The following is a 23,071-nucleotide window of genomic DNA, read 5'->3' as shown; positions in this document are numbered from 1 at the left end:
AGGCTGCGATCTTTTGATCTGAAAAACAAAATCAAAAGATCGCAGCCTCCGGCAGCTCCTACAGGGGGTAGGCCGGCTACATCCAGCCACACTCCGCCATCGACAGCGGCTCGCCGTCGCCAATGATGAAGTGATCCAGCACCCGTACATCAATCAGGTCCAGAGCCTTCTGCAAGCGCTTGGTCAGTTGCCGATCCGCCTGGCTCGGATCGCTGTTCCCCGATGGATGGTTGTGGCAGAGAATCACCGCCGCCGCGTTGTTGGCCAATGAGCGCTTCACCACTTCCCGGGGATGCACACTGGTATTGTCGATCGAGCCGCGAAACAGCGCCTCGAACGTCAGCACTTGATGCTTGGAATCAAGAAACAGGCAGCCAAACACCTCGTGGGGCTCATGGCGCAGCATGGATTTGAGGTAATCCCGAACAGCCTGTGGATTCTCCAGTGCCGGCTCTCTACGTGAGCGTTCGGCCAGATAGCGGCGGTTCATTTCTTGAGCAGCCTGCAACTGCGCAAACTTTGCGGGCCCCAGCCCCAACTGTTTGCTGAATGCTTCCTGATCGGCCTCAAGCAACAAACGCAGGCTGCCGAACTGATTCAACAAGTGTCGCGCCAGGTCCACTGCGCTTTTTCCAGCGACTCCCGTACGCAAAAAAATCGCCAGCAACTCGGCGTCTGAAAGGCTCGCAGGGCCCTGTTCCAACAACCTTTCTCGCGGCCGCTCCGCCGCCGGCCAATCGCGAATACTCATACACCTTCCTTGTCTGTGGGCGCCGCTGTTCCGTAGCGGTCGCTGTGATATCGTAGCCCATCTTTTTTGCGGGCGAATTCACCCTGGGGAGGGGGTTTCGCCACGTATCAACCACGAAATGAAAGGCAGACCTATGCAGCGGCTGTATCGGAAACGCATCGTTCTGGGCGTCGGCGGCGGCATTGCAGCCTACAAGAGCGCCGATCTGGTTCGTCGCCTGATCGACCAGGGCGCTGAAGTGCGCGTGGTCATGACCCATGGTGGCGCCGAATTCATCACCCCGCTGACCATGCAGGCCCTGTCCGGGCACCCGGTTCACCTGGACTTGCTCGACCCGGCAGCCGAAGCGGCGATGGGCCACATCGAGCTGGCCAAGTGGGCCGATCTGGTGCTGATCGCCCCGGCCACCGCCGACCTGATCGCCCGTCTGGCCCAGGGCATCGCCAACGATTTGCTGACCACGCTGGTTCTTGCTACCGACGCCGTGGTGGCGGTCGCGCCGGCGATGAACCAGGCCATGTGGCGCGATCCGGCAACCCAGGCCAACCTGCAACTGCTGGAAAGCCGTGGCCTGAAGACCTTCGGCCCAGCCTCCGGCAGCCAGGCCTGCGGCGACGTCGGCATGGGCCGGATGATGGAAGCCACCGATCTGGCGCAGTGTGCGGCGGATTGTTTCCAGCGTCAGGCACTGACCGGCAAGCACGTAGTGATCACCGCAGGCCCGACTCAGGAAAACATCGACCCGGTGCGCTACATCACCAACCACAGCTCCGGGAAAATGGGCTTCGCCTTGGCGGAAGCGGCGGTGGAAGCCGGCGCCCGCGTGACCCTGATCAGCGGCCCGGTGCACCTGCCAACGCCGGATCGCGTCACCCGCATCGACGTGGTCAGTGCCCGCGACATGCTCGCGGCGTGCGAATCCGCCATCCCGTGCGATGTGTTCATCGCCTCGGCAGCGGTGGCGGACTACCGTCCGGAAGTCGTTGCCCCGCAAAAACTCAAGAAAGACCCTACAAGCGGCGACGGCTTCGTCCTGCAAATGGTGCGTAACCCGGACATCCTGGCCACCATCGCAACCCGTCCCGACCGCCCGTTCAGTGTCGGCTTCGCCGCCGAGACCGAACACCTGCTCGACTACGCTGCACGCAAGCTGAAAGACAAGAATCTCGATTTGATCGTCGCCAACGACGTGGCCAATCCGAGCATCGGGTTCAACAGCGAAGAAAACGCCTGCAGCGTGATCGACCGTGAGCTTCACGCCACCGTTTTCGCCCAGACCAGCAAGGGCAAGATTGCTCGCCAACTGGTCACTTTTATCGCCGAACGTCTGAACCAGGTTTAATTTACATGCACGCTTTGCAAGCCAAGATCCTCGACCCCCGCATCGGTACCGAATTCCCGCTGCCACAATACGCCACTCCAGGCTCTGCCGGCCTCGACCTGCGCGCCATGCTGGAGCAGGACATCGTGATCAAGCCGGGTGAAACCGTGCTGATCCCTACCGGCCTGTCGGTCTACATCGGCGACCCGAACCTCGCCGCGCTGATCCTGCCGCGCTCGGGCATGGGCCACAAGCACGGCATCGTGCTGGGCAACCTCGTCGGCCTGATCGACTCGGATTACCAGGGCCCGCTGATGGTGTCCTGCTGGAACCGTGGCCAGAGCGACTTCACCATGACCGTCGGCGAGCGTCTGGCGCAGCTGGTGCTGGTGCCGGTAGTACAGGCGCACTTCGAAATGGTGGAAGAGTTCGTCGAAACCGAGCGCGGCGCGGGCGGCTTCGGTCATACCGGCACGAAATAACCGAATGCCTCCCTGTAGGAGCTGCCGCAGGCTGCGATCTTTTGACTTTGTTTTTCAAGAGCAAGATCAAAAGATCGCAGCCTGCGGCAGCTCCTACAGGGGGAATTTGTGCAGATTCACACGGAAGGTTTAACACCGAAAATCAAGGTTTTGCCGGCCAAAAGCCACGCCAGCCGAGGCGTCATGGCCCTTTCACACCACGAACTCTCTGTGGAAAACGCCGTCATACCCTTCAGTTTGAGCCTGCCGTCGAGTGAATCGTCGGTCTGTCCCGCCCTTTTCGAGATGGAGCATTTGTGCAGATGAGCACCCCAGCCAAGATCGCCCCGAAGCTACCTGACAGCATCTTCCGCGCCTATGACATTCGCGGCACCGTGCCGGAATTCCTCAATGCCGAAACCGCGTACTGGATTGGCCGCGCCATCGGCTCGCAGAGCCTGGCCCAGGGTGAACCGAACGTGTCGGTCGGCCGCGACGGGCGTCTGTCCGGCCCGGAGCTGGTTGCCGAACTGATCCGCGGTATCGCCGAGAGCGGCTGCCATGTCAACGACGTTGGCCTGGTTCCGACCCCGGCGCTGTACTACGCGGCCAACGTGCTGGCCGGCAAGTCTGGCGTAATGCTCACCGGTAGCCACAACCCGTCGAACTACAACGGCTTCAAGATCGTGATCGCCGGCGACACCCTCGCCAACGAGCAGATCCAGGTGCTGCACGAGCGCATCAAGACCAATGACCTGACGAGCGGTCAGGGCAGCGTCACTCAAGTCGAAATCCTTGACCGCTACACCACCGAAATCGTCCAGGACGTCAAACTGGCCCGCCGCCTGAAAGTCGTGGTCGACTGCGGCAACGGCGCGGCCGGCGTGATCGCTCCGCAACTGATCGAAGCGCTGAACTGCGAGGTCATCCCGCTGTTCTGCGAAGTCGACGGCAACTTCCCCAACCACCACCCGGACCCGGGCAAACCCGAGAACCTCGTCGACCTGATCGCCAAGGTCAAGGAAACCAACGCCGATCTCGGCCTGGCCTTCGACGGCGACGGCGACCGTGTCGGCGTGGTGACCAATACCGGCAGCATCGTCTACCCGGATCGCCTGCTGATGCTGTTTGCCCGCGACGTGGTGGCGCGCAATCCTGACGCGGAAATCATCTTCGACGTCAAATGCACCCGCCGCCTGGTGCCGCTGATCAAGGAATACGGTGGTCGCCCGCTAATGTGGAAGACCGGTCATTCGTTGATCAAAAAGAAAATGAAACAATCCGGCGCTCTATTGGCCGGCGAGATGAGCGGGCACATCTTCTTCAAGGAGCGCTGGTTCGGTTTCGACGACGGTATTTACAGCGCCGCACGGCTGCTGGAGATTCTCAGCAAGGAAAAATCCACCGCCGAAGAGCTGTTTGCGACCTTCCCGAACGATATTTCTACGCCGGAAATCAATATCCATGTGACCGAAGAGAGCAAATTCAGCATCATTGATGCACTGCACGACGCACAGTGGGGCCCAGGCGCTGACCTGACCACCATTGACGGCGTGCGAGTCGATTACGCCAAAGGCTGGGGCCTGGTGCGCGCCTCCAACACCACACCGGTGCTGGTGCTGCGTTTCGAGGCCGATGACGAGGCAGAACTTGCGCGTATCAAGGCGGTGTTCCACACCCAACTGAAACGCGTTGCACCTGATCTCCAACTACCGTTCTGATTCACCCGGAGCCCTGAATGACCCTCGAACGCGAAGCCGCCGCCCACACCGCCCAGGTCCTGTCCGAAGCGTTGCCTTACATCCGACGTTATGTCGGCAAGACCTTGGTGATCAAATACGGCGGCAACGCGATGGAAAGCGAGGAGCTGAAAACCGGCTTTGCCCGCGACATCGTCTTGATGAAAGCCGTGGGCATCAACCCGGTGGTGGTTCACGGCGGCGGCCCGCAGATCGGTGATCTGCTCAAACGCCTGTCGATCGAAAGCCACTTTGTCGATGGCATGCGCGTCACCGACGCCGCGACCATGGACGTGGTGGAAATGGTCCTCGGCGGCCAGGTCAATAAAAGCATCGTCAACCTGATCAACCGTCACGGTGGCAGCGCCATCGGCCTGACCGGTAAAGACGCCGGGCTGATTCGTGCGAAGAAACTGACCGTCACCCGCCAGACCCCGGAGATGACCCAGCCGGAAATCATCGACATCGGTCAGGTCGGTGAAGTGGTCGGGATCAACACTGAACTGTTGAATCTGCTGGTCAAAGGCAACTTCATCCCGGTGATCGCGCCAATCGGCGTCGGTGAAAACGGCGAGTCGTACAACATCAACGCTGACCTGGTGGCCGGCAAGGTCGCCGAGGCGCTGAAAGCCGAGAAGCTGATGCTGCTGACCAACATCGCCGGCCTGATGGACAAGTCGGGCACTGTGTTGACCGGCCTGAGCACCCAGCAGGTCGACGACCTGATCGCCGATGGCACCATCTACGGCGGCATGCTGCCGAAGATTCGCTGCGCTCTGGAAGCGGTTCAGGGCGGTGTCGGCAGCTCGCTGATCATCGACGGTCGCGTACCGAACGCGATCCTGCTGGAAATCTTCACCGATACCGGTGTGGGTACGCTGATCAGCAATCGCAAGCGTCCGTAAGCCGTCGCGGAAACCAAAAGACCCCGCTCAGCCTGACTGAGCGGGGTCTTTTTTTGCCTGCGGCATTCCATCTCTTTTGTGGCGAGGGAGCTTGCTCCCGCTGGGTTGCGAAGCGGCCCCAAAATATTGTGAGCGCTGCGCACTCAAGCGGGAGCAAGCTCCCTCGCCACAAAAGCACCTACGACATCAGACGCCGAACTGAGCGCGGTACGCTTCCACAGCCGGCAGATGCTGCTTGAGCTGCGGATCGTCAGCGAGGAATTCCAGCACCTGGTTCAGCGAAACGATGCTGATCACCGGAATACCGAAATCACGCTCGACTTCCTGGATTGCCGACAACTCGCCGTTGCCACGCTCCTGACGATTCAGGGCGATCAACACGCCAGCGGCCTTGGCGCCATCCTGGGAGGCGATGATCTGCATCACTTCGCGGATCGCGGTGCCGGCGGTGATCACGTCGTCGATGATCAGCACGTCGCCGGTCAGCGGAGCGCCGACCAGACTGCCGCCTTCGCCGTGGGCCTTGGCTTCCTTGCGGTTGAAGCACCACGGCAGGTCGCGGTCGTGATGCTCGGCCAGCGCGACGGCAGTGGTTGCCGCCAGCGGGATGCCTTTGTAGGCTGGGCCAAACAGGACGTCGAAAGAAATGCCGCTTTCGGCGATGGCTGCCGCGTAGAAACGCCCCAGCTGCGCCAGGGCCGAGCCCGTGTTGAACAGGCCGGCGTTGAAGAAGTAAGGACTGGTGCGCCCGGACTTCAGGGTGAACTCACCGAAGCGCAAAACGCCGCGATCGATGGCAAAACGAATGAAATCGCGCTGATACGCTTGCATGAAAAAAACCCCAAATACCACGGATTTAGCTAATTAGCTTGACGCCGTGTATCATACACGCACGCGATTTTTGGGGCCATTTATGCGGATCATCAGTGTGAACGTCAATGGTATTCAGGCGGCAGTCGAGCGTGGTTTGCTCAGTTGGCTGCAAGCTCAGAATGCCGACGTCATCTGCCTGCAGGACACCCGTGCCTCCGCCTTTGAACTGGATGACCCAGCCTTCCAACTGGATGGCTACTTCCTTTATGCCTGCGATGCTGAAGTCCCTGCCCAAGGTGGCGTGGCTTTGTATTCGCGGTTGCAACCGAAGGCTGTCATCAGCGGTCTCGGTTTCGAGACGGCCGACCGCTACGGGCGCTACCTGCAAGCAGATTTCGACAAAGTCAGTATTGCCACCTTGCTGCTCCCTTCGGGGATGAACGGCGATGAGGACTTGAACCAGAAGTTCAAGCTCATGGACGACTTCGGCAAGTACCTGGACAAGCAGCGGCGTAAACGTCGCGAGTACATTTATTGTGGCTCGCTGTACGTGGCGCAGCAGAAGCTCGACATCAAGAACTGGCGCGACAGCCAGCAATCCCCGGGCTTCCTGGCGCCGGAACGCGCCTGGATGGACGAGATTGTCGGCAACATGGGTTACGTCGATGCCCTGCGCGAAGTCAGCCGCGAAGGCGATCAGTACAGCTGGTGGCCGGACAACGAACAGGCCGAGATGCTCAATCTGGGCTGGCGTTTCGACTACCAGATCCTGACCCCGGGCCTGCGACGCTTCGTGCGCAGTGCACGCCTGCCGCGGCAGCCACGGTTCTCGCAGCACGCGCCGCTGATCGTCGACTACGACTGGACGCTGACCATCTAAGCGTCGATTCGTGAATGCAAAAAAGCCGACATCACTGTCGGCTTTTTTGTGCGCGCTGATTACAGGTCATTTGTGCTGATCGTTATTTGATCAACCGCCAGGTGAACGGATAACGGTAGGGAAACCCTTCGTTCGCCTTCACCCCGGCAATGATCGTCAACACCAGCGCCCCAATGGCCAGCAGGCCCAGCAAGAAGAAGCCGATGATCAACACCATCAGCAGCAGACAGATCGCGGCAGCAATCGCCACGGTGATCTGGAAATTCAGTGCCTCTTTGCCCTGAGCGTCGATGAACGGATCAGTTTCGCGCTTCATCTGCCACAGAATCAGCGGCCCGATCAGGTTGCCGAACGGAATCCAGATCCCCAGCAAGGCGGACAAGTGACAAAACATCGCCCATTGGCGAACCTCCTGGCTCGGTTTGGGCAGCAACTCTTGCTCATCACTCATCGCGTCCTCCTTGCGGGTTACAAACCTGCTCAGTCGGCCAGTGCGGCCTTTTGCAGTTCGAAGATTTCGTTCATGCCTTTCTTCGCCAGTTCCAGCATGGCGTTCAGATCTTCAGGCTGGAACGGCGCGCCTTCGGCGGTGCCCTGGACTTCGATGAAGCCTCCAGTGCTGGTCATCACCACGTTGAGGTCGGTCTCGGCAGCGGAATCTTCAAGATAGTCCAGATCCAGCACCGGCTCGCCCTGATACATGCCGACCGACACCGCGCCGATCATTTGCTTGAGCGGGTCGCCGCCTTTCAGGCCGCCACGCTTCTTGATCACTTTCAGCGCGTCGACCAGTGCAACCATGGCACCGGTGATGGAGGCGGTGCGAGTGCCGCCGTCAGCCTGGATCACGTCGCAGTCGACGTACAGGGTCACGTCGCCCAACTTGGACATGTCCAGCGCAGCGCGCAGCGAACGGCCGATCAGGCGCTGGATTTCCAGGGTGCGACCGCCCTGCTTGCCACGGCTCGCTTCACGCTGGTTACGCTCGCCAGTGGCGCGCGGCAGCATGCCGTACTCGGCAGTCAACCAGCCCTGGCCCTGGCCTTTGAGGAAACGCGGCACGCCGTTTTCGACGCTGACGGTGCAGATGACCTTGGTATCACCGAATTCGACCAGTACGGATCCCTCGGCGTGTTTGGTGTAGTTGCGGGTAATGCGGATCGAGCGGAGCTGATCGGCAGCGCGACCACTTGGACGTTTCATAGGGAATACCTGTACTGGGGACGGAAAACTGCCGAGCATTATAGAGCGCTGCACCGCGCCTGGGCACGGGTTAAAAATTCCGGCCGTCGACCCACGACCCTGAAACACGCATAACCGACGGCCTGCAGCCCTTTGTCACACCGTGTGTTTGGGCGCATCCGCCGCACTGCGCTACAATCCTGCGCCTTTGCTGCCAGTCGGCTTAAATTCATTGATATCGAGCCTGCGGAACATCCCTTCTGCGCCGATCTGCATTGCGAGGTCACCGCCATGGTGCACAGCATGACCGCCTTCGCCCGCGTTGAGAAAGCCGGCGCCCAGGGCACCCTGAGCTGGGAACTGCGCTCGGTCAACAGCCGCTATCTGGAACCGCACCTGCGTCTTCCGGAGTCGTTCCGCGACCTCGAGGGCTCAGTGCGTGAAGCCCTGCGTCAGGGCCTGTCGCGGGGCAAACTGGAATGCACCCTGCGCTTCACCGAAGAAAGCGCCGGCAAGCCGTTGCAGGTCGACCGCGAGCGCGCCGCACAATTGGTCGCCGCCGCCGAAACCGTTGCCGGGTTGATCAACAACCCGGCGGCACTGAACCCGCTGGAAGTGCTGGCCTGGCCCGGCGTGCTGGTGGCCGACGCGACTGATCCACAGGCGCTGAATGCCGATGCGCTGGCGTTGTTCAATCAAGGTCTCAAGGAACTCAAGGCCGGCCGCGAGCGCGAAGGCGCGGAGCTGGCACGCCTGATCAACGAGCGCCTGACTTCCATAGAAGAAGACGTCGTGACCCTGCGTGAACTGGTGCCGCAGATGCTCGCGACCCAGCGCCAGAAAGTCCTCGACCGCTTCGCCGACATGAAGGCCGAACTGGATCCGCAGCGTCTGGAACAGGAGATGGTCATGCTCGCGCAAAAGAGCGATGTGGCCGAAGAACTGGATCGCCTGAGCACCCACATCATTGAAGTCCGCCGGGTGCTCAAGTCCGGCGGCGCTGCTGGCCGGCGCCTCGACTTCCTGATGCAGGAACTCAACCGCGAAGCCAACACACTGGGCTCCAAGGCCTTCGACCCGCGCAGCACCCAGGCCGCCGTCAACCTCAAGGTGTTGATCGAGCAGATGCGCGAACAAGTGCAGAATATTGAGTAAGGCAACAGACATGACCCACCACACCGGCACCCTGTACATCATTTCCGCCCCTTCGGGCGCGGGCAAGAGCAGCCTGGTCAAGGCGTTGACCGACACCAACCCGGAAATCCGCGTCTCGATTTCCCACACCACCCGCGCCATGCGCCCGGGCGAAGTGGATGGCGTGAACTACCACTTCGTGACCCGCGAAGAGTTCGTGAAGATGGGCGAGCACGGCGACTTCCTCGAACGCGCCGAAGTCTTCGGCAACTTCTACGGCACCTCGCAAAGCCGTCTGCAGCAGACGCTGGACGAAGGCCACGACCTGATTCTGGAGATCGACTGGCAAGGCGCCGAGCAGGTCCGCAAGTTGATGCCGCAAGCCCGCTCGATCTTCATCCTGCCGCCGTCGCTGCAGGCCCTGCACCAGCGCCTGACCAACCGTGGCCAGGACAGCGACGAGATCATCGACGGCCGGATGCGCGAAGCGGTCAGCGAGATGAGCCACTACGTCGAATACGATTACTTGATCATCAACGATGATTTCGCCCACGCGCTGGACGATCTGAAAGCGATTTTCCGTGCCAATCAGCTGCAGCAGAAGCGCCAGCAAGTGCGTTTCGGCAGATTGCTGGCTGAATTGCTGGGTTAATCAGCACTTCCCAAAACCGCTGCAAGCGCTTTACATTGGTGCCTGCAGCGCGTTGAAGGGTCTGGTCAAAAAATCAGCGCTTCCCTAATCGCTGGTGATTTTTTAAACTGTTGAGTCCGCTCGCCCAACCGGGCAGCGCGCATATTGCATTCGCTCCGAGGAATACCATGGCCCGCGTAACCGTTGAAGACTGCCTAGAACACGTGGAAAACCGCTTTGAGCTGGTCATGCTCTCTACCAAGCGTGCCCGTCAACTGGCCACCGGCGGCAAAGAGCCACTGGTCCAGTGGGAAAACGACAAGCCGACCGTTGTCGCCCTGCGTGAAATCGCTGAAGGCCTGATGAGCTACGAGTTCATCGCCGAGCAGGAAATCGTCCAGGATGAACCGCTCTTCGCTGCTTTCGAGGACGAGTCCAACGAGGCCGTCTAAGCCTATGCCTGGTCGACGTAGCACGGCGCGGGAACACAGCCTACGGCAGGAGTCATCATGCCGAGCATAGACGCCCTCGCCGATCGCTTATCGACCTACCTCGGCAACGACCAGGTCAACCTGGTCCGCCGAGCGTATTTCTACGCCGAACAAGCCCATGACGGTCAGCGCCGTCGCAGCGGCGAGGCGTACGTCACGCATCCTCTTGCGGTGGCGAATATTCTTGCCGACATGCACATGGACCATCAGAGCCTGATGGCGGCGATGCTGCATGACGTGATCGAAGACACCGGTATCGCCAAGGAAGCGCTGCAAGCGCAGTTCGGTGAAACCGTGGCCGAACTGGTCGACGGGGTCAGCAAACTGACCCAGATGAACTTCGAGACCAAGGCCGAAGCCCAGGCCGAGAACTTCCAGAAAATGGCCATGGCCATGGCCCGCGACATTCGCGTGATCCTGGTCAAACTCGCCGACCGCCTGCACAACATGCGCACGCTGGAGGTGTTGTCCGGGGAAAAACGCCGCCGCATCGCCAAGGAAACCCTCGAAATCTACGCGCCCATCGCCAACCGGCTGGGCATGCACGCGATTCGTATCGAGTTCGAAGACCTCGGCTTCAAGGCGATGCACCCGATGCGTTCCGCGCGGATTTACCAGGCGGTCAAGCGCGCCCGGGGCAACCGCAAGGAAATCGTCAACAAGATCGAAGAATCCCTTGGCCATTGCCTCGCAATCGACGGCATCCAGGGCGAAGTCAGCGGACGCCAGAAACACCTCTACGGCATCTACAAGAAAATGCGCGGCAAGCGTCGGGCCTTCAACGAGATCATGGACGTCTATGCGTTCCGGATCATCGTCGACAAGGTCGATACCTGCTACCGCGTGCTGGGTGCCGTGCATAATTTGTACAAGCCGTTGCCGGGGCGCTTCAAGGATTACATCGCGATCCCCAAGGCCAACGGCTATCAGTCACTGCACACCACGTTGTTCGGCATGCACGGCGTACCGATCGAGATCCAGATCCGTACCCGCGAAATGGAAGAGATGGCCAACAACGGCATTGCCGCCCACTGGCTGTACAAATCCAGCGGTGACGAGCAGCCGAAAGGCACTCACGCCCGCGCCCGTCAATGGGTCAAAGGCGTGCTGGAAATGCAGCAACGTGCCGGCAACTCGCTGGAATTCATCGAGAGCGTGAAGATCGACCTGTTCCCGGACGAGGTCTACGTGTTCACGCCCAAAGGCCGGATCATGGAGCTGCCCAAAGGCTCCACGGCGGTCGACTTTGCCTACGCGGTACACACCGATGTCGGCAACAGCTGCATCGCCTGCCGGATCAACCGCCGCCTCGCACCGCTGTCCGAGCCGCTGCAAAGCGGCTCCACGGTCGAGATCGTCAGCGCGCCCGGCGCGCGGCCGAACCCGGCGTGGCTCAACTTCGTGGTCACCGGCAAGGCGCGCACGCACATCCGTCATGCGCTGAAACTGCAGCGCCGCTCCGAGTCGATCAGCCTCGGTGAACGCCTGCTGAACAAGGTGCTCAACGGTTTCGACAGCGCGCTGGAGAAGATCCCGGCCGAGCGCGTCAAGGCAATGCTCGCCGAATATCGTCTGGAACTGATCGAAGATTTGCTCGAAGACATCGGCCTGGGCAACCGCATGGCCTATGTCGTGGCGCGCCGCCTGCTGGGCGAAGGCGAGCAGCTGCCGAGTCCGGAAGGTCCGCTGGCGATTCGCGGCACCGAAGGGCTGGTGCTGAGCTACGCCAAGTGCTGCACGCCGATCCCGGGCGACCCGATTGTCGGCCACCTGTCGGCGGGCAAAGGCATGGTCGTGCACCTGGACAACTGCCGCAACATCAGCGAAATCAGGCACAACCCGGAAAAATGCATCCAGCTCTCGTGGGCCAAGGATGTCACCGGCGAATTCAACGTCGAGCTGCGCGTCGAGCTGGAGCACCAGCGCGGCCTGATCGCGCTGCTGGCCAGCAGTGTCAACGCGGCCGACGGCAATATCGAGAAAATCAGCATGGACGAGCGCGATGGCCGCATCAGCGTCGTCCAACTGGTGGTCAGCGTCCACGACCGTGTGCACCTGGCCCGCGTGATCAAGAAACTGCGCGCCCTGACCGGGGTCATCCGCATCACCCGCATGCGTGCCTAATTCACACCTAACAAGGAGTCATACATGACCAAGACTGTTATCACCAGCGACAAGGCCCCAGCCGCCATCGGTACTTACTCCCAGGCGATCAAGGCCGGCAACACTGTCTACATGTCGGGCCAGATTCCTCTGGACCCAAAGACCATGGAGCTGGTTGAAGGCTTCGAAGCCCAGACCGTCCAGGTGTTCGAGAACCTCAAAGCCGTGGCTGAAGCTGCCGGTGGTTCCTTCAAGGACATCGTCAAGCTGAACATCTTCCTCACCGACCTGAGCCACTTCGCCAAGGTCAACGAGATCATGGGCAAGTACTTCGACCAGCCTTATCCGGCCCGCGCCGCCATCGGCGTTGCAGCCCTGCCGAAGGGTTCGCAAGTCGAAATGGATGCCATCCTGGTCATCGAGTAATGCACACGGCGCAGCCTTCAACCGCTGCGCCGACTGCTCTGCGGTAAAGAAAAGGTTTTGAAAGGATTCCACCATGCGCAAAGCGCTTGCTCTCTCGCTGCTCGCCATTTTCCTCGGCGGCTGTGCCAGCGACCCCGCCGACCGTGACATCAGCGGCACCTGGATCAACCAGGTGGCGATCGATGCCGCTGCCAAGGGCGGCCCCCTGCGCGAAGCGCTTCAGGCCTATGGCCCGAACCTGGAGTGGGACGTCAATACCAAGGCCGGTCAGGCCCGCTACACCAACGGTTTCGAGAACGTCGAAGGACGGCTGCAGGGCGAACAGTCCGGCGCCTGGAAAGTCGACTTCTATGGCAGCTCCGGCAGCGTGCTGAAACGCGACGGCGGCCGGATGAAACAAGCCGCCACCGAGAACGAACCCGACCAGTTGTTCGACCGCGCACAAATCCCCGTACCGGAAGGCGCGCCAATCGGTGCCAGCTTCGAACGCGCACTGTATTCGGCTTACCTGGGCGGCAGCTGGAAGATTGCCAGCGGCGACGGCGAAGGCAACACCGTGCAATTCCAGGCCGACGGCCAGGTGTCCGGCCTGCCCGGCGCCGACCGCTACGCGCTGTGCCTGGCAGGCGACTGCGCCTCGATGAACAGCGACCACGACAGCATGTGGCTGCAGCTCAACGGTCAGGGCAACAACTGGATCTTTGCCCGCAAAGGCAAGGCGCTGGAAATTTTCCAGGCAGTGAATACCGCACTGGCGGATGAAATGCCGCAGTTCACCCCGGGTGAGCGCAAGTGGTTGCTTGAGAAACAGTAACCGCGCCTGAGAACAATATATAACCCTGTGGGAGCGGGCTTGCCCGCGATGAGGCCATCAGACTCAACACTTTAGTTGACTGCCAAGCCGCCATCGCGGGCAAGCCCGCTCCCACAGTGATTTGTGGTGTCAGAGAATCAGCACTTGCCTTCAAGAATCGCCGCATAACCTTCGCGGTAACTCGGATATTTCGGCGTCCAGCCCAGCGCCTTCGCACGAGCATTGCTGCAGCGTTTACTGCCAGTGCGGCGTACGCTGGCGTCGTCAGCCCATTCGGTAACCCCCAGATACTCCCGCAGCCAGGCGACCACTTCGGCCAGCGGTGCCGGCGCATCGTCCACACCGATATAGATATCCTGCAATGGCTCGCCCCGGTGAGCCGCCTGCAGCAGAAACGCCATCAGCCCCGCCGCGTCATCAGCGTGAATGCGATTGCCGTACAGAGGCGGCTCGACCGCCACCCGATATCCGCGACGCACCTGGGTCAGCAGCCACTCACGACCCGGGCCGTAAATGCCGGTCAGGCGCACGATGCTCGCCGGAATGCCGCTGTTCAGCGCCACTTGCTCGGCCTCAAGCATCAGTCGCCCGGAGTATCCGCTGGCGACAGTCTCTGAATGTTCGTCGACCCACTCCCCTTCCTGCTGCCCGTACACGCTGCTGCTGGACACGAACAGCAGTCGCTCAGGCACCTGGCCAAAGTCATTCAGCCAGCTCAGCACATTCTGCAAACCCTGTACGTAGGCGGCGCGATAACCGGCTTCATCGTGATCGGTCGCCGCCGCGCAATACACCAGATAGTCCACTGCTCCGAACGGCCAGTTTTCCGGGCAATCTTCCTTGAACAAATCACCAGCGATGCCGATGACGCCGTCCGGCAAACGCGACACATCACGGCGCAGACCCTGCACCTCCCAGCCGGCGGCCAACAATTGCGTAGCCAGACGACTGCCGACATCACCACAACCGGCAATCAAAACAGAAGGCGCGGACATCAAAAAACTCCCAAAAGAAAGGAACAGACTAGCCCTCGTACAGGACGAACGGCTAGCAATGAAGGAAAAAAAGAAACTCTATTACTTTTGTTAACAAGAATTACTTGCAATAATGCACCCCACTTTTGTTCTCGGCCTTACGAGGCCTGGAAGAGCATTACCGTTTTTCTACCTCAGGTCCGGCCAGCATGACACGTAATCAAAACCCCGCTTCGCCAACCAAACGACCTCGCGCCTTCAGCGCAGTGGCGGCCCTGCTGCTCAGCCTGATGCTGGCACCGACCGCCGCTTTCGCCGACGCACAAGCGCCAACCGCTCCGGCGGCCACCGAACAGCACGCACCAACTGCAGCCGCGCCAGCCACCACCGATCCGGTGCAGGCAGTAGACGCCGCCCCGGCAGACGCCCCTGAAGTGCTCGAACCCGACAACACCTTGGGCATGGCCCACGACCTGTCGCCATGGGGCATGTACCAGAACGCCGACATCATCGTGAAAATCGTGATGATCGGCCTGGCCATCGCTTCCATCATCACCTGGACCATCTGGATCGCCAAAGGCTTCGAGCTGATGGGTGCCAAGCGGCGTCTGCGTGGTGAAATCGCTGCCCTGAAAAAAGCCGCCACCCTCAAGGAAGCCAGCGCCACTGCGGCAAAGGAAGGCACCCTCGCCAACCTGCTGGTGCACGACGCCCTCGAAGAGATGCGCCTGTCGGTCAACAGCCGCGAGAAAGAAGGCATCAAGGAGCGCGTCAGCTTCCGTCTTGAGCGTCTGGTCGCTGCCTGTGGCCGCAACATGAGCAGCGGCACCGGCGTCCTCGCCACCATCGGTTCCACCGCGCCGTTCGTCGGCCTGTTCGGCACCGTGTGGGGCATCATGAACAGCTTCATCGGCATCGCCAAGACCCAGACCACCAACCTCGCCGTCGTGGCGCCGGGTATCGCCGAAGCGCTGCTGGCCACCGCGCTGGGTCTGGTTGCTGCGATTCCTGCGGTGGTGATCTACAACGTGTTCGCCCGCTCCATCGCCGGCTACAAGGCGCAGGTGTCCGACGCTTCGGCGCAGGTCCTGTTGCTGGTCAGCCGTGACCTCGATCACCAGCCTGAGCGCAGCAGCTCGCAACCACACATGGTGAAAGTGGGGTAATCGGCCATGGGCCTGCATTTGAAAGAAGGCGCAGACGACGATCTGGCCGAGAACCACGAAATCAACGTCACGCCGTTCATCGACGTGATGCTGGTGCTGTTGATCATCTTCATGGTGGCCGCGCCACTGGCCACTGTGGACATCAAGGTCGACCTGCCGGCCTCGACCGCCAAACCGGCGCCGCGCCCGGAGAAACCGGTGTTCCTCAGCGTAAAAGCTGATCAGCGCCTGTACATCGGCGACGACGAAGTCAACGCCGATACCCTCGGCGCAACGCTCGACGCCAAGACCCAGGGCAAAAAAGACACCACCATCTTCTTCCAGGCCGACAAGGGTGTGGACTACGGCGACCTGATGAGCGTGATGGATAAATTGCGCTCGGCCGGTTACCTGAAGGTCGGTCTGGTGGGCCTTGAGAGCGCAGCCAAGAAATGATCACGACGCGCCATAAGCTGACGCGTTACAGCGGTAGCCTGGCCGTGGTGCTGGGCGTTCACGCGCTGGCCATCGCGCTGGCGCTGAACTGGACCGCCCGCCCGCCCATCGAACTGCCGCCGCAGGCAATGATGGTCGAGCTGGCACCGGTTCCGACCCCGCCACCGCCTGCTCCGCCGAAAGTCGTCACACCGCCGCAGCCACCGGCTCCGGTCGAAGAGTTGCCGATTCCGAAACTGGCTGAAGCACCCAAGGCCGAGATTGCCGTACCAAAGCCCAAACCCAAGCCAAAGCCGAAACCGCAGCCGCCCAAACCGGTGGAGAAAAAACCGGAGCCGGTGAAGGAAAAACCTTCCGAGGAAAAACCGGCGGAGACGCAGCCGACCCAGGCACCGACGGAGAAATCCGCCCAGCCGACACCGGGACCGTCGCCCGCACAAATGGCCGCCAAGGCCAGCTGGCAAAACACCCTGCTCGCGCACTTGGGCAAGTACAAGAAGTATCCGGCCAGTGCGCAGGCTCGCGGCAAGGAAGGCGTGAACCGTTTGCGTTTCGTCGTCGACGCTGAAGGCAATGTGTTGTCGTTCGAACTGGTGGGCCGCTCGGGCAACGCCGACCTGGATCGGGCCACCCTGGAAATGATCCGTCGCGCACAACCGCTGCCCAAGCCACCGGCCGACATGCTCAACAACGGCTCGATCGAAATTGTCGCGCCGTTTGTGTACTCGCTGGACCGTCGTCGTTAAGTAGCAAGATCAAAAGATCGCAGCCTTCGGCAGCTCCTACAGGTATTCGCCCCCTGTAGGAGCTGCCGAAGGCTGCGATCTTTTGTTTTTCAGCTCATCCATAAACGGCAAACTCACATTGCCCAGTGTCGCATTCCTCACTCAGTCTGATAACGTGCGTCTATCGATTGCAGCCGTTATGCTTGGCCCGCAACTTCATGGACGCTCGCTATGACCCTCACAGAATTACGCTACATCGTTACCCTCGCCCAAGAGCAGCACTTCGGCCACGCCGCCGAGCGTTGCCACGTCAGTCAGCCGACCCTCTCGGTAGGCGTGAAAAAACTTGAAGACGAACTCGGTGTGCTGATTTTCGAGCGCAGCAAAAGCGCCGTACGCCTGACCCCGGTCGGCGAAGGCATCGTCGCCCAGGCGCAGAAAGTCCTGGAGCAGGCGCAAGGCATCCGTGAACTGGCCCAGGCCGGCAAGAACCAGCTGACCGCCCCGCTGAAAGTCGGCGCGATCTACACCGTCGGGCCGTACCTGTTCCCGCACCTGATTCCGCAACTGCACCGGGTCGCCCCGCAGATGCCGTTGTACATCGAAGAAAACTTCACCCACGTGCTGCGCGACAAACTGCGCAACGGTGAGCTCGATGCAATCATCATCGCCCTGCCGTTCAACGAAGCCGACGTGCTGACCCTGCCGTTGTACGACGAGCCGTTTTACGTCTTGATGCCAGCCCAGCACCCGTGGACGCAAAAAGAATCCATCGACCCGGGCCTGCTCAACGACAAGAGCCTGCTGCTGCTCGGCGAAGGCCATTGCTTCCGCGACCAGGTGCTTGAGGCCTGCCCGACCCTGACCAAGGGCAACGACGGCGCCAAACACACTACGGTGGAATCCAGCTCGTTGGAAACCATCCGCCACATGGTCGCGTCCGGTCTGGGGATCTCGATCCTGCCGCTGTCGGCGGTGGACAGCCATCACTACGCCCCAGGCGTGATCGAAGTGCGGCCGCTGTCGGCGCCGGTGCCATTCCGCACCGTCGCCATCGCCTGGCGTGCGAGCTTCCCGCGGCCGAAAGCCATCGAGATCCTCGCCGACTCCGTTCGCCTGTGCTCGGTGGCCAAGCCCGCCGCGCCGGTCACGGCCGGTTAAGCCAGGGTCATGACCGAGCTGTCGCAAGTGTCGGTGACGGCACTCAAGGGTGTCGGCGATGCCATGGCCGAGAAACTGGCCAAGGTCGGCCTGGAAAACCTCCAGGACGTGCTGTTTCACCTGCCGCTGCGTTATCAGGATCGCACCCGCGTGGTGCCGATCGGCCACTTGCGCCCGGGCCAGGACGCGGTGGTCGAAGGTACCGTCAGCGGTGCCGACGTGGTCATGGGCCGGCGGCGCAGCCTCGTCGTGCGCATGCAGGACGGCACTGGCGGGCTGAGCCTGCGCTTCTACCATTTCAGCAATGCGCAGAAAGAAGGCCTCAAGCGCGGCACGCGGATTCGCTGCTACGGCGAAGTGCGACCCGGCGCCTCGGGACTGGAAATCTACCACCCGGAATACCGCGCCATCACCGGCGACGAACCGCCGCCCGTGGATGAAACCCTGACCCCGGTCTACCCGCTCACCGAAGGCCTGACCCAACAGCGCCTGCGCCAGTTGTGCATGCAGACCCTGACCCTGCTCAAGCCGAACACCCTGCCCGACTGGTTGCCGACCGAACTGGCCCGCGACTACCAACTGGCGCCGCTGGCCGATGCGATCCGCTACCTGCACAATCCGCCCGCCGACGCCGACGTCGATGAGCTCGCCCTCGGTCATCACTGGGCCCAGCATCGCCTCGCTTTCGAAGAACTGCTGACCCATCAACTGTCGCAACAACGTCTGCGCGAAAGCCTGCGTTCACTGCGCGCACCAGCGATGCCGAAAGCGACGAAGTTGCCGCCGAAGTATTTGGCTAACCTCGGCTTCAACCCGACCGGCGCCCAGCAACGCGTGGGCAACGAAATCGCCTACGACCTCAGCCAGCACGAACCGATGCTGCGCCTGATTCAGGGCGACGTCGGCGCGGGCAAAACCGTGGTCGCCGCCCTCGCTGCGCTGCAAGCGCTGGAGGCTGGTTATCAGGTCGCGCTGATGGCGCCGACCGAGATCCTCGCCGAACAGCACTTCATCACCTTCAAGCGCTGGCTCGAACCGCTGGGCATCGACGTGGCGTGGCTGGCCGGCAAGCTCAAGGGCAAGAACCGCGTCGCCGCGCTGGAACAGATCGCCAGCGGCACGCCGATGGTGGTCGGTACCCATGCGCTGTTCCAGGACGAAGTGCAATTCAAGAATCTGGCGTTGGTGATCATCGACGAACAACACCGCTTCGGCGTCCAGCAACGCTTGGCGCTGCGGCAGAAAGGCGTCGGTGGGCGCATGTGCCCGCATCAACTGATCATGACCGCAACGCCGATTCCACGCACGCTGGCGATGAGCGCCTACGCCGACCTCGACACCTCGATCCTCGACGAACTGCCGCCTGGTCGCACCCCGGTCAACACCGTGCTGGTCACCGACACCCGCCGCGTCGAAGTCATCGAACGGGTGCGCAGCGCCTGCGCCGAAGGGCGTCAGGCCTATTGGGTGTGCACGCTGATCGAAGAGTCGGAAGAGCTGACCTGTCAGGCCGCCGAAACCACGTTCGAAGACCTCACCGCCGCCCTCGGCGAGCTCAAGGTTGGGCTGATCCATGGGCGCATGAAACCAGCGGAAAAAGCGGCGGTCATGGCTGAATTCAAGGCCGGCAATCTGCAACTGCTGGTTGCTACCACCGTGATCGAAGTCGGCGTCGACGTGCCCAACGCCAGCCTGATGATCATCGAAAACCCCGAGCGCCTCGGCCTTGCACAATTGCACCAGTTGCGTGGCCGCGTCGGCCGGGGCAGCGCGGTCAGCCATTGCGTGCTGCTTTACCATCCGCCGCTGTCACAGATCGGCCGCCAGCGCCTGGGCATCATGCGCGAGACCAACGACGGTTTCGTCATCGCCGAAAAAGACCTCGAACTGCGCGGCCCCGGCGAAATGCTCGGCACCCGTCAGACCGGCCTGCTGCAATTCAAGGTCGCCGACCTGATGCGCGACGCCGACTTGCTGCCCGCCGTGCGCGATGCCGCGCAAGCGCTGCTGGAACGCTGGCCAACCCACGTCAGCCCATTGCTCGACCGCTGGCTGCGCCATGGGCAGCAATACGGCCAAGTGTGAGCACCGTCGCAGTTTGTGAAGGATCGTTCCGACAGAGCTGGTTATACTCCTGCCATTGTTTCAAAAACGGATACAGACCATGACTGACGCAGCTCTCGCCCCCGAACTCCCGCACGCGCCGTCTGTAATTCGGCTGCTGCTCGGCAAGCTGGGTATCGCCTACGAAGAAGTGCTCGACCACCACGGCCTCAATGCTTCGCGCAAGGTACAAGCCGTGTTGCTGGACGACGCCGTGGGCGCGCTGATGGTGCTGTTTCCGCAGAGCCAGTTGCTCGACCTCAATCGCCTCGCCGAACTGACGGGCCGGCGCCTGACCGCCGTGTCCACCGAGCGCCTGGAAAAGATGCTCGGCAAACACAGCCTGAGCCTGCTGCCGGGCCTGCCGGCGCTAACCAGTTCGCCGTGCCTCTACGAAGAAAGCCTGCTGCGCGAGCCGAAGCTGCTGATCAACTCTGGCGAGCCGGGCGTGCTGCTGGAGATCACCAGCGAAGCCTTCAAGAGCATGCTGACCAAGGCCAGCGCCGCCAACTTCGGCGAAGCCCTGAGCAGCATCCGCCCGAACCTTGATCGTCCGGACGATGACCGCGAGGAAATCACCCAGGCCGTACAGGCGTTCACTGCACGCCGGATTCAGCAGCGTCTGGAAGCGACCATCGAGATTCCGCCGCTGGCCGAGACGGCGCAAAAAATCATCAAGCTGCGCGTCGACCCCAACGCCACCATCGACGACATCACCGGCGTGGTCGAAACCGACCCGGCGCTGGCTGCACAAGTGGTGAGCTGGGCGGCGTCGCCGTACTACGCTTCGCCGGGCAAGATCCGTTCGGTGGAAGACGCGATCGTTCGCGTACTGGGCTTCGATCTGGTGATCAACCTCGCGCTGGGCCTGGCCCTCGGCAAGACCCTGAGCCTGCCGAAGGACCATCCGCAACACACCACGCCGTACTGGCAGCAATCGATCTACACCGCCGCCGTCATCGAAGGCCTGACCCGCGCCATGCCGCGTGCCCAGCGCCCGGAAGCCGGCCTGACCTACCTGGCCGGTCTGCTGCACAACTTCGGTTACCTGCTGCTGGCCCACGTGTTCCCGCCGCACTTCTCGCTGATCTGCCGCCACCTGGAGGTCAACCCGCACCTGTGCCATAGCTACATCGAGCAGCACCTGCTGGGCATCAGCCGCGAACAGATCGGCTCGTGGCTGATGCGCTATTGGGACATGCCCGATGAGCTGGCCACCGCCCTGCGCTTCCAGCACGACCCAAGCTACGACGGCGCCTACGCCGAATACCCGAACCTCGTCTGCCTGGCCGTGCGCCTGCTGCGCAGCCGCGGCATCGGCTCCGGCCCCGACGAAGACATCCCCGACGCCCTGCTCGAACGCGTCGGCCTGACCCGCGACAAAGCCAACGACGTGGTCAGCAAAGTCCTCGAAGCCGAAGTCCTGCTGCGGGAACTGGCCTCGCAGTTCAGCCAGGCCTGAACCAAAACAGGCCCGCTCCCCCAAGGCTTACACAACCCCTGTGGGAGCGAGCCTGCTCGCGAAGAATTCACCTCGGTTTCCTGGATGTACTGAGCACCTGTGGCGGGAGCTTGCTGCCGCTCGACTGCGCAGCAGTCGCAAATCCAGCCAACAAGGCATGCCTGACACAACAAGGCCTCAGGGTTCAGGGCCGCTCCGCAGCCCAGCGGGAGCAAGCTCCCTCGCCACAAAAGCTCTTCTCATCAAGACTCGGCTCAAGCCTTGGGCTTGGCCTTCCTCGGCTTCAAATACTTCATCAACCCCTGAAACCACATCACCAGCGCCGGATTCCCCTTCAGCTGGATCGACTTGTCCTGAATCCCCTGCATGAACGCCAGCTGCTTGTTCTTCGCCTGCATCGTGACAAAGGCATAACCCGCATCCTTGAACGCAATCGCAAACGCCGGCTCCGCCACCATCCCAGACTTGCTGGTAATGCGCTGATCCTTCACCACGAAATGCCGCGCCACTTTCCCGTCCAGCGTCTGCAGCTGAAACACCAGATCCTTGTCACCCAACTGCTGCTGGAACGCAGGATTTGTCCGGCTGGCCTTCCCCATCAACAAACCCATCATCCACAGAAGAAAACGAAATTTCATGCGCACAGCCTCAAAAGGAAAATGAACGGCCGGGGCAGTGTAAGGGATTCATACGATAACGCCACTATCTGCCGCTATTGGAAGATGATGCAGCCAATTTCCCGCACGATGACCGCCAAGTCACACTTCTGCACCCACCGTCCTACACCTGTTGAAACACATCCCTGTAGGAGCTGCCGAAGGCTGCGATCTTTTGATCTTCCGGCCTGCAAACCTATGGGAAATTTCCTGCAAAGTGCCGCGATACCTATGAACTAGGCAGGTTGGCAGTTCGTCGATAGCCTTTGCTTGTCACCGCCAAATCGGTGACCGGATGTGCAAGTCCGAAATCCGGAGCAAATCTCTTCTAACTCCAAAGGATTTACGCCGATGACCAACCCGACACCCAACACTGAGGACACCTCGCCCTACGAATCTGTCGATTCAAGAAAACTCCACGAAGCCGCCGAACGCGCCCTCGACCACCACTTCAAACCGCGCACCGAATCCCAACCCAAACGCGAAACCGGCCTCTTCAGCCTCACCCCCGGCACCGACGCCGAAGCCCTCATGGCCAACGCCTCCGAAGACCTCCTGTCCATCAGCGCCATCGCCTGCGACCTCGCCGACGACCTCCACGGCTCCCGCCGCTCGGTTGCACTGGCCCTGAGCAGAATGGCGGATGGGGTGCGATTGATGGTGGAAGGGACGCTCGACCACATTGAAGTGCGGAACGTTGCAGCCAAGTCCTAGCGAAATTTGCGGATGAAAAAAGGG

General features: G+C 61.4%; 23 protein-coding genes and 1 pseudogene. 18 read left to right on the top strand and 6 right to left on the bottom strand.

Translation table 11 applies throughout. From position 1 onward, the window contains the following. Positions 1-76: 76 nt before the first annotated feature. Positions 77-751, bottom strand: a complete 675-nt coding sequence (gene radC, locus ACM6HV_RS08405; protein WP_041071940.1) for a RadC family protein — start codon at positions 749-751, stop codon at positions 77-79. Positions 752-884: 133 nt separating this feature from the next. Between radC and coaBC the strand changes: the two genes are divergently transcribed. The 4 genes and pseudogenes from coaBC to argB all read left to right on the top strand — a co-directional run bounded on the left by coaBC (position 885) and on the right by argB (position 5,177). Then, entirely contained in the window at positions 885-2,093 is a 1,209-nt protein-coding gene (gene coaBC / locus ACM6HV_RS08400) for a bifunctional phosphopantothenoylcysteine decarboxylase/phosphopantothenate--cysteine ligase CoaBC (protein WP_041071937.1), read from the top strand. Positions 2,094-2,098: 5 nt separating this feature from the next. Then, a complete protein-coding gene (gene dut / locus ACM6HV_RS08395; protein WP_003229483.1) occupies positions 2,099-2,554 on the top strand; it encodes a dUTP diphosphatase in 456 nt (151 codons plus the stop codon). Positions 2,555-2,877: 323 nt separating this feature from the next. Further along, a pseudogene (locus tag ACM6HV_RS08390) lies at positions 2,878-4,254 on the top strand (phosphomannomutase/phosphoglucomutase); the annotation flags it as partial. 17 nt (positions 4,255-4,271) lie between these two features. Next, on the top strand, positions 4,272-5,177 hold the full coding sequence (gene argB, locus ACM6HV_RS08385; RefSeq protein WP_003229488.1) for an acetylglutamate kinase: 906 nt from the start codon (positions 4,272-4,274) through the stop codon (positions 5,175-5,177). Between the two features lie 186 nt (positions 5,178-5,363). Here the strand turns inward: argB and pyrE are convergent, their stop codons facing one another. Further along, complete coding sequence (gene pyrE, locus ACM6HV_RS08380; RefSeq protein ID WP_041071932.1) at positions 5,364-6,008, bottom strand: orotate phosphoribosyltransferase; 645 nt, start codon at positions 6,006-6,008, stop codon at positions 5,364-5,366. Between the two features lie 82 nt (positions 6,009-6,090). Here pyrE and ACM6HV_RS08375 point away from each other — a divergent pair, with 82 nt between their 5' ends. Next, positions 6,091-6,870 carry an exodeoxyribonuclease III gene (locus ACM6HV_RS08375; protein WP_007920349.1) on the top strand — a complete coding sequence of 260 codons (780 nt, stop codon included), beginning with the start codon at positions 6,091-6,093 and terminating at the stop codon, positions 6,868-6,870. Positions 6,871-6,952: 82 nt separating this feature from the next. On the opposite strand, the gene ACM6HV_RS08370 is transcribed toward ACM6HV_RS08375, so the two are convergent. Both ACM6HV_RS08370 and rph read right to left on the bottom strand, forming a co-directional pair. Continuing rightward, positions 6,953-7,321, bottom strand: coding sequence for a DUF4870 domain-containing protein (locus ACM6HV_RS08370; RefSeq protein ID WP_003229492.1), 369 nt, complete (start codon positions 7,319-7,321; stop codon positions 6,953-6,955). Positions 7,322-7,350: 29 nt separating this feature from the next. Further along, positions 7,351-8,073, bottom strand: a complete 723-nt coding sequence (gene rph, locus ACM6HV_RS08365) for a ribonuclease PH (RefSeq protein WP_027610407.1) — start codon at positions 8,071-8,073, stop codon at positions 7,351-7,353. Between the two features lie 270 nt (positions 8,074-8,343). Here rph and ACM6HV_RS08360 point away from each other — a divergent pair, with 270 nt between their 5' ends. From ACM6HV_RS08360 to ACM6HV_RS08335, 6 genes are all read left to right on the top strand, one after another. Continuing rightward, positions 8,344-9,207: a YicC/YloC family endoribonuclease gene (locus ACM6HV_RS08360; protein ID WP_414903963.1), complete on the top strand. Its 864-nt coding sequence runs from the start codon at positions 8,344-8,346 to the stop codon at positions 9,205-9,207. A gap of 10 nt (positions 9,208-9,217) precedes the next feature. Next, positions 9,218-9,838 carry a guanylate kinase gene (gene gmk / locus ACM6HV_RS08355; protein WP_041071927.1) on the top strand — a complete coding sequence of 207 codons (621 nt, stop codon included), beginning with the start codon at positions 9,218-9,220 and terminating at the stop codon, positions 9,836-9,838. 167 nt (positions 9,839-10,005) lie between these two features. Further along, complete coding sequence (gene rpoZ / locus ACM6HV_RS08350) at positions 10,006-10,269, top strand: DNA-directed RNA polymerase subunit omega (RefSeq protein ID WP_008030604.1); 264 nt, start codon at positions 10,006-10,008, stop codon at positions 10,267-10,269. Positions 10,270-10,326: 57 nt separating this feature from the next. Next, positions 10,327-12,432, top strand: a complete 2,106-nt coding sequence (gene spoT, locus ACM6HV_RS08345) for a bifunctional GTP diphosphokinase/guanosine-3',5'-bis pyrophosphate 3'-pyrophosphohydrolase (RefSeq protein WP_041071922.1) — start codon at positions 10,327-10,329, stop codon at positions 12,430-12,432. A 24-nt stretch (positions 12,433-12,456) separates the two neighbouring features. Continuing rightward, a complete protein-coding gene (locus ACM6HV_RS08340) occupies positions 12,457-12,837 on the top strand; it encodes a RidA family protein (protein ID WP_003229509.1) in 381 nt (126 codons plus the stop codon). Between the two features lie 73 nt (positions 12,838-12,910). Continuing rightward, positions 12,911-13,651 carry a hypothetical protein gene (locus tag ACM6HV_RS08335; protein WP_414903962.1) on the top strand — a complete coding sequence of 247 codons (741 nt, stop codon included), beginning with the start codon at positions 12,911-12,913 and terminating at the stop codon, positions 13,649-13,651. A 137-nt stretch (positions 13,652-13,788) separates the two neighbouring features. Here the strand turns inward: ACM6HV_RS08335 and ACM6HV_RS08330 are convergent, their stop codons facing one another. Then, a complete protein-coding gene (locus ACM6HV_RS08330) occupies positions 13,789-14,646 on the bottom strand; it encodes an SDR family oxidoreductase (protein ID WP_145593708.1) in 858 nt (285 codons plus the stop codon). A gap of 188 nt (positions 14,647-14,834) precedes the next feature. On the opposite strand from ACM6HV_RS08330, the gene exbB reads away from it, so the two are divergent. From exbB to ACM6HV_RS08300, 6 genes are all read left to right on the top strand, one after another. Then, positions 14,835-15,791, top strand: coding sequence for a tonB-system energizer ExbB (gene exbB, locus ACM6HV_RS08325; protein ID WP_108184206.1), 957 nt, complete (start codon positions 14,835-14,837; stop codon positions 15,789-15,791). A 6-nt stretch (positions 15,792-15,797) separates the two neighbouring features. Beyond that, positions 15,798-16,226, top strand: a complete 429-nt coding sequence (gene exbD / locus ACM6HV_RS08320; protein ID WP_041071566.1) for a TonB system transport protein ExbD — start codon at positions 15,798-15,800, stop codon at positions 16,224-16,226. Further along, positions 16,223-16,972, top strand: a complete 750-nt coding sequence (locus tag ACM6HV_RS08315; protein WP_414903961.1) for an energy transducer TonB family protein — start codon at positions 16,223-16,225, stop codon at positions 16,970-16,972. Before exbD ends, ACM6HV_RS08315 begins: the two co-directional genes overlap by 4 nt. Before the next feature lie 210 nt (positions 16,973-17,182). Continuing rightward, positions 17,183-18,112: a hydrogen peroxide-inducible genes activator gene (locus ACM6HV_RS08310; protein WP_007962352.1), complete on the top strand. Its 930-nt coding sequence runs from the start codon at positions 17,183-17,185 to the stop codon at positions 18,110-18,112. A gap of 9 nt (positions 18,113-18,121) precedes the next feature. Then, complete coding sequence (gene recG / locus ACM6HV_RS08305; RefSeq protein ID WP_198758391.1) at positions 18,122-20,197, top strand: ATP-dependent DNA helicase RecG; 2,076 nt, start codon at positions 18,122-18,124, stop codon at positions 20,195-20,197. Positions 20,198-20,276: 79 nt separating this feature from the next. Further along, positions 20,277-21,677, top strand: a complete 1,401-nt coding sequence (locus tag ACM6HV_RS08300) for an aminoacyl-tRNA deacylase and HDOD domain-containing protein (protein ID WP_041071572.1) — start codon at positions 20,277-20,279, stop codon at positions 21,675-21,677. Positions 21,678-21,931: 254 nt separating this feature from the next. Here the strand turns inward: ACM6HV_RS08300 and ACM6HV_RS08295 are convergent, their stop codons facing one another. Next, on the bottom strand, positions 21,932-22,315 hold the full coding sequence (locus tag ACM6HV_RS08295; protein ID WP_414903960.1) for an SCP2 sterol-binding domain-containing protein: 384 nt from the start codon (positions 22,313-22,315) through the stop codon (positions 21,932-21,934). A gap of 369 nt (positions 22,316-22,684) precedes the next feature. Here ACM6HV_RS08295 and ACM6HV_RS08290 point away from each other — a divergent pair, with 369 nt between their 5' ends. Continuing rightward, entirely contained in the window at positions 22,685-23,047 is a 363-nt protein-coding gene (locus ACM6HV_RS08290; RefSeq protein ID WP_414903959.1) for a DUF6124 family protein, read from the top strand. Positions 23,048-23,071 lie beyond the last annotated feature (24 nt).

This window comes from Pseudomonas sp. IT-P260 (genome assembly GCF_949768395.1).
GTDB classification, from domain to species: domain Bacteria; phylum Pseudomonadota; class Gammaproteobacteria; order Pseudomonadales; family Pseudomonadaceae; genus Aquipseudomonas; species Aquipseudomonas parakoreensis.
The sequence above is the reverse complement of the archived record's forward strand: the minus strand, read 5'-3'. Positions and strand labels throughout refer to the sequence as shown.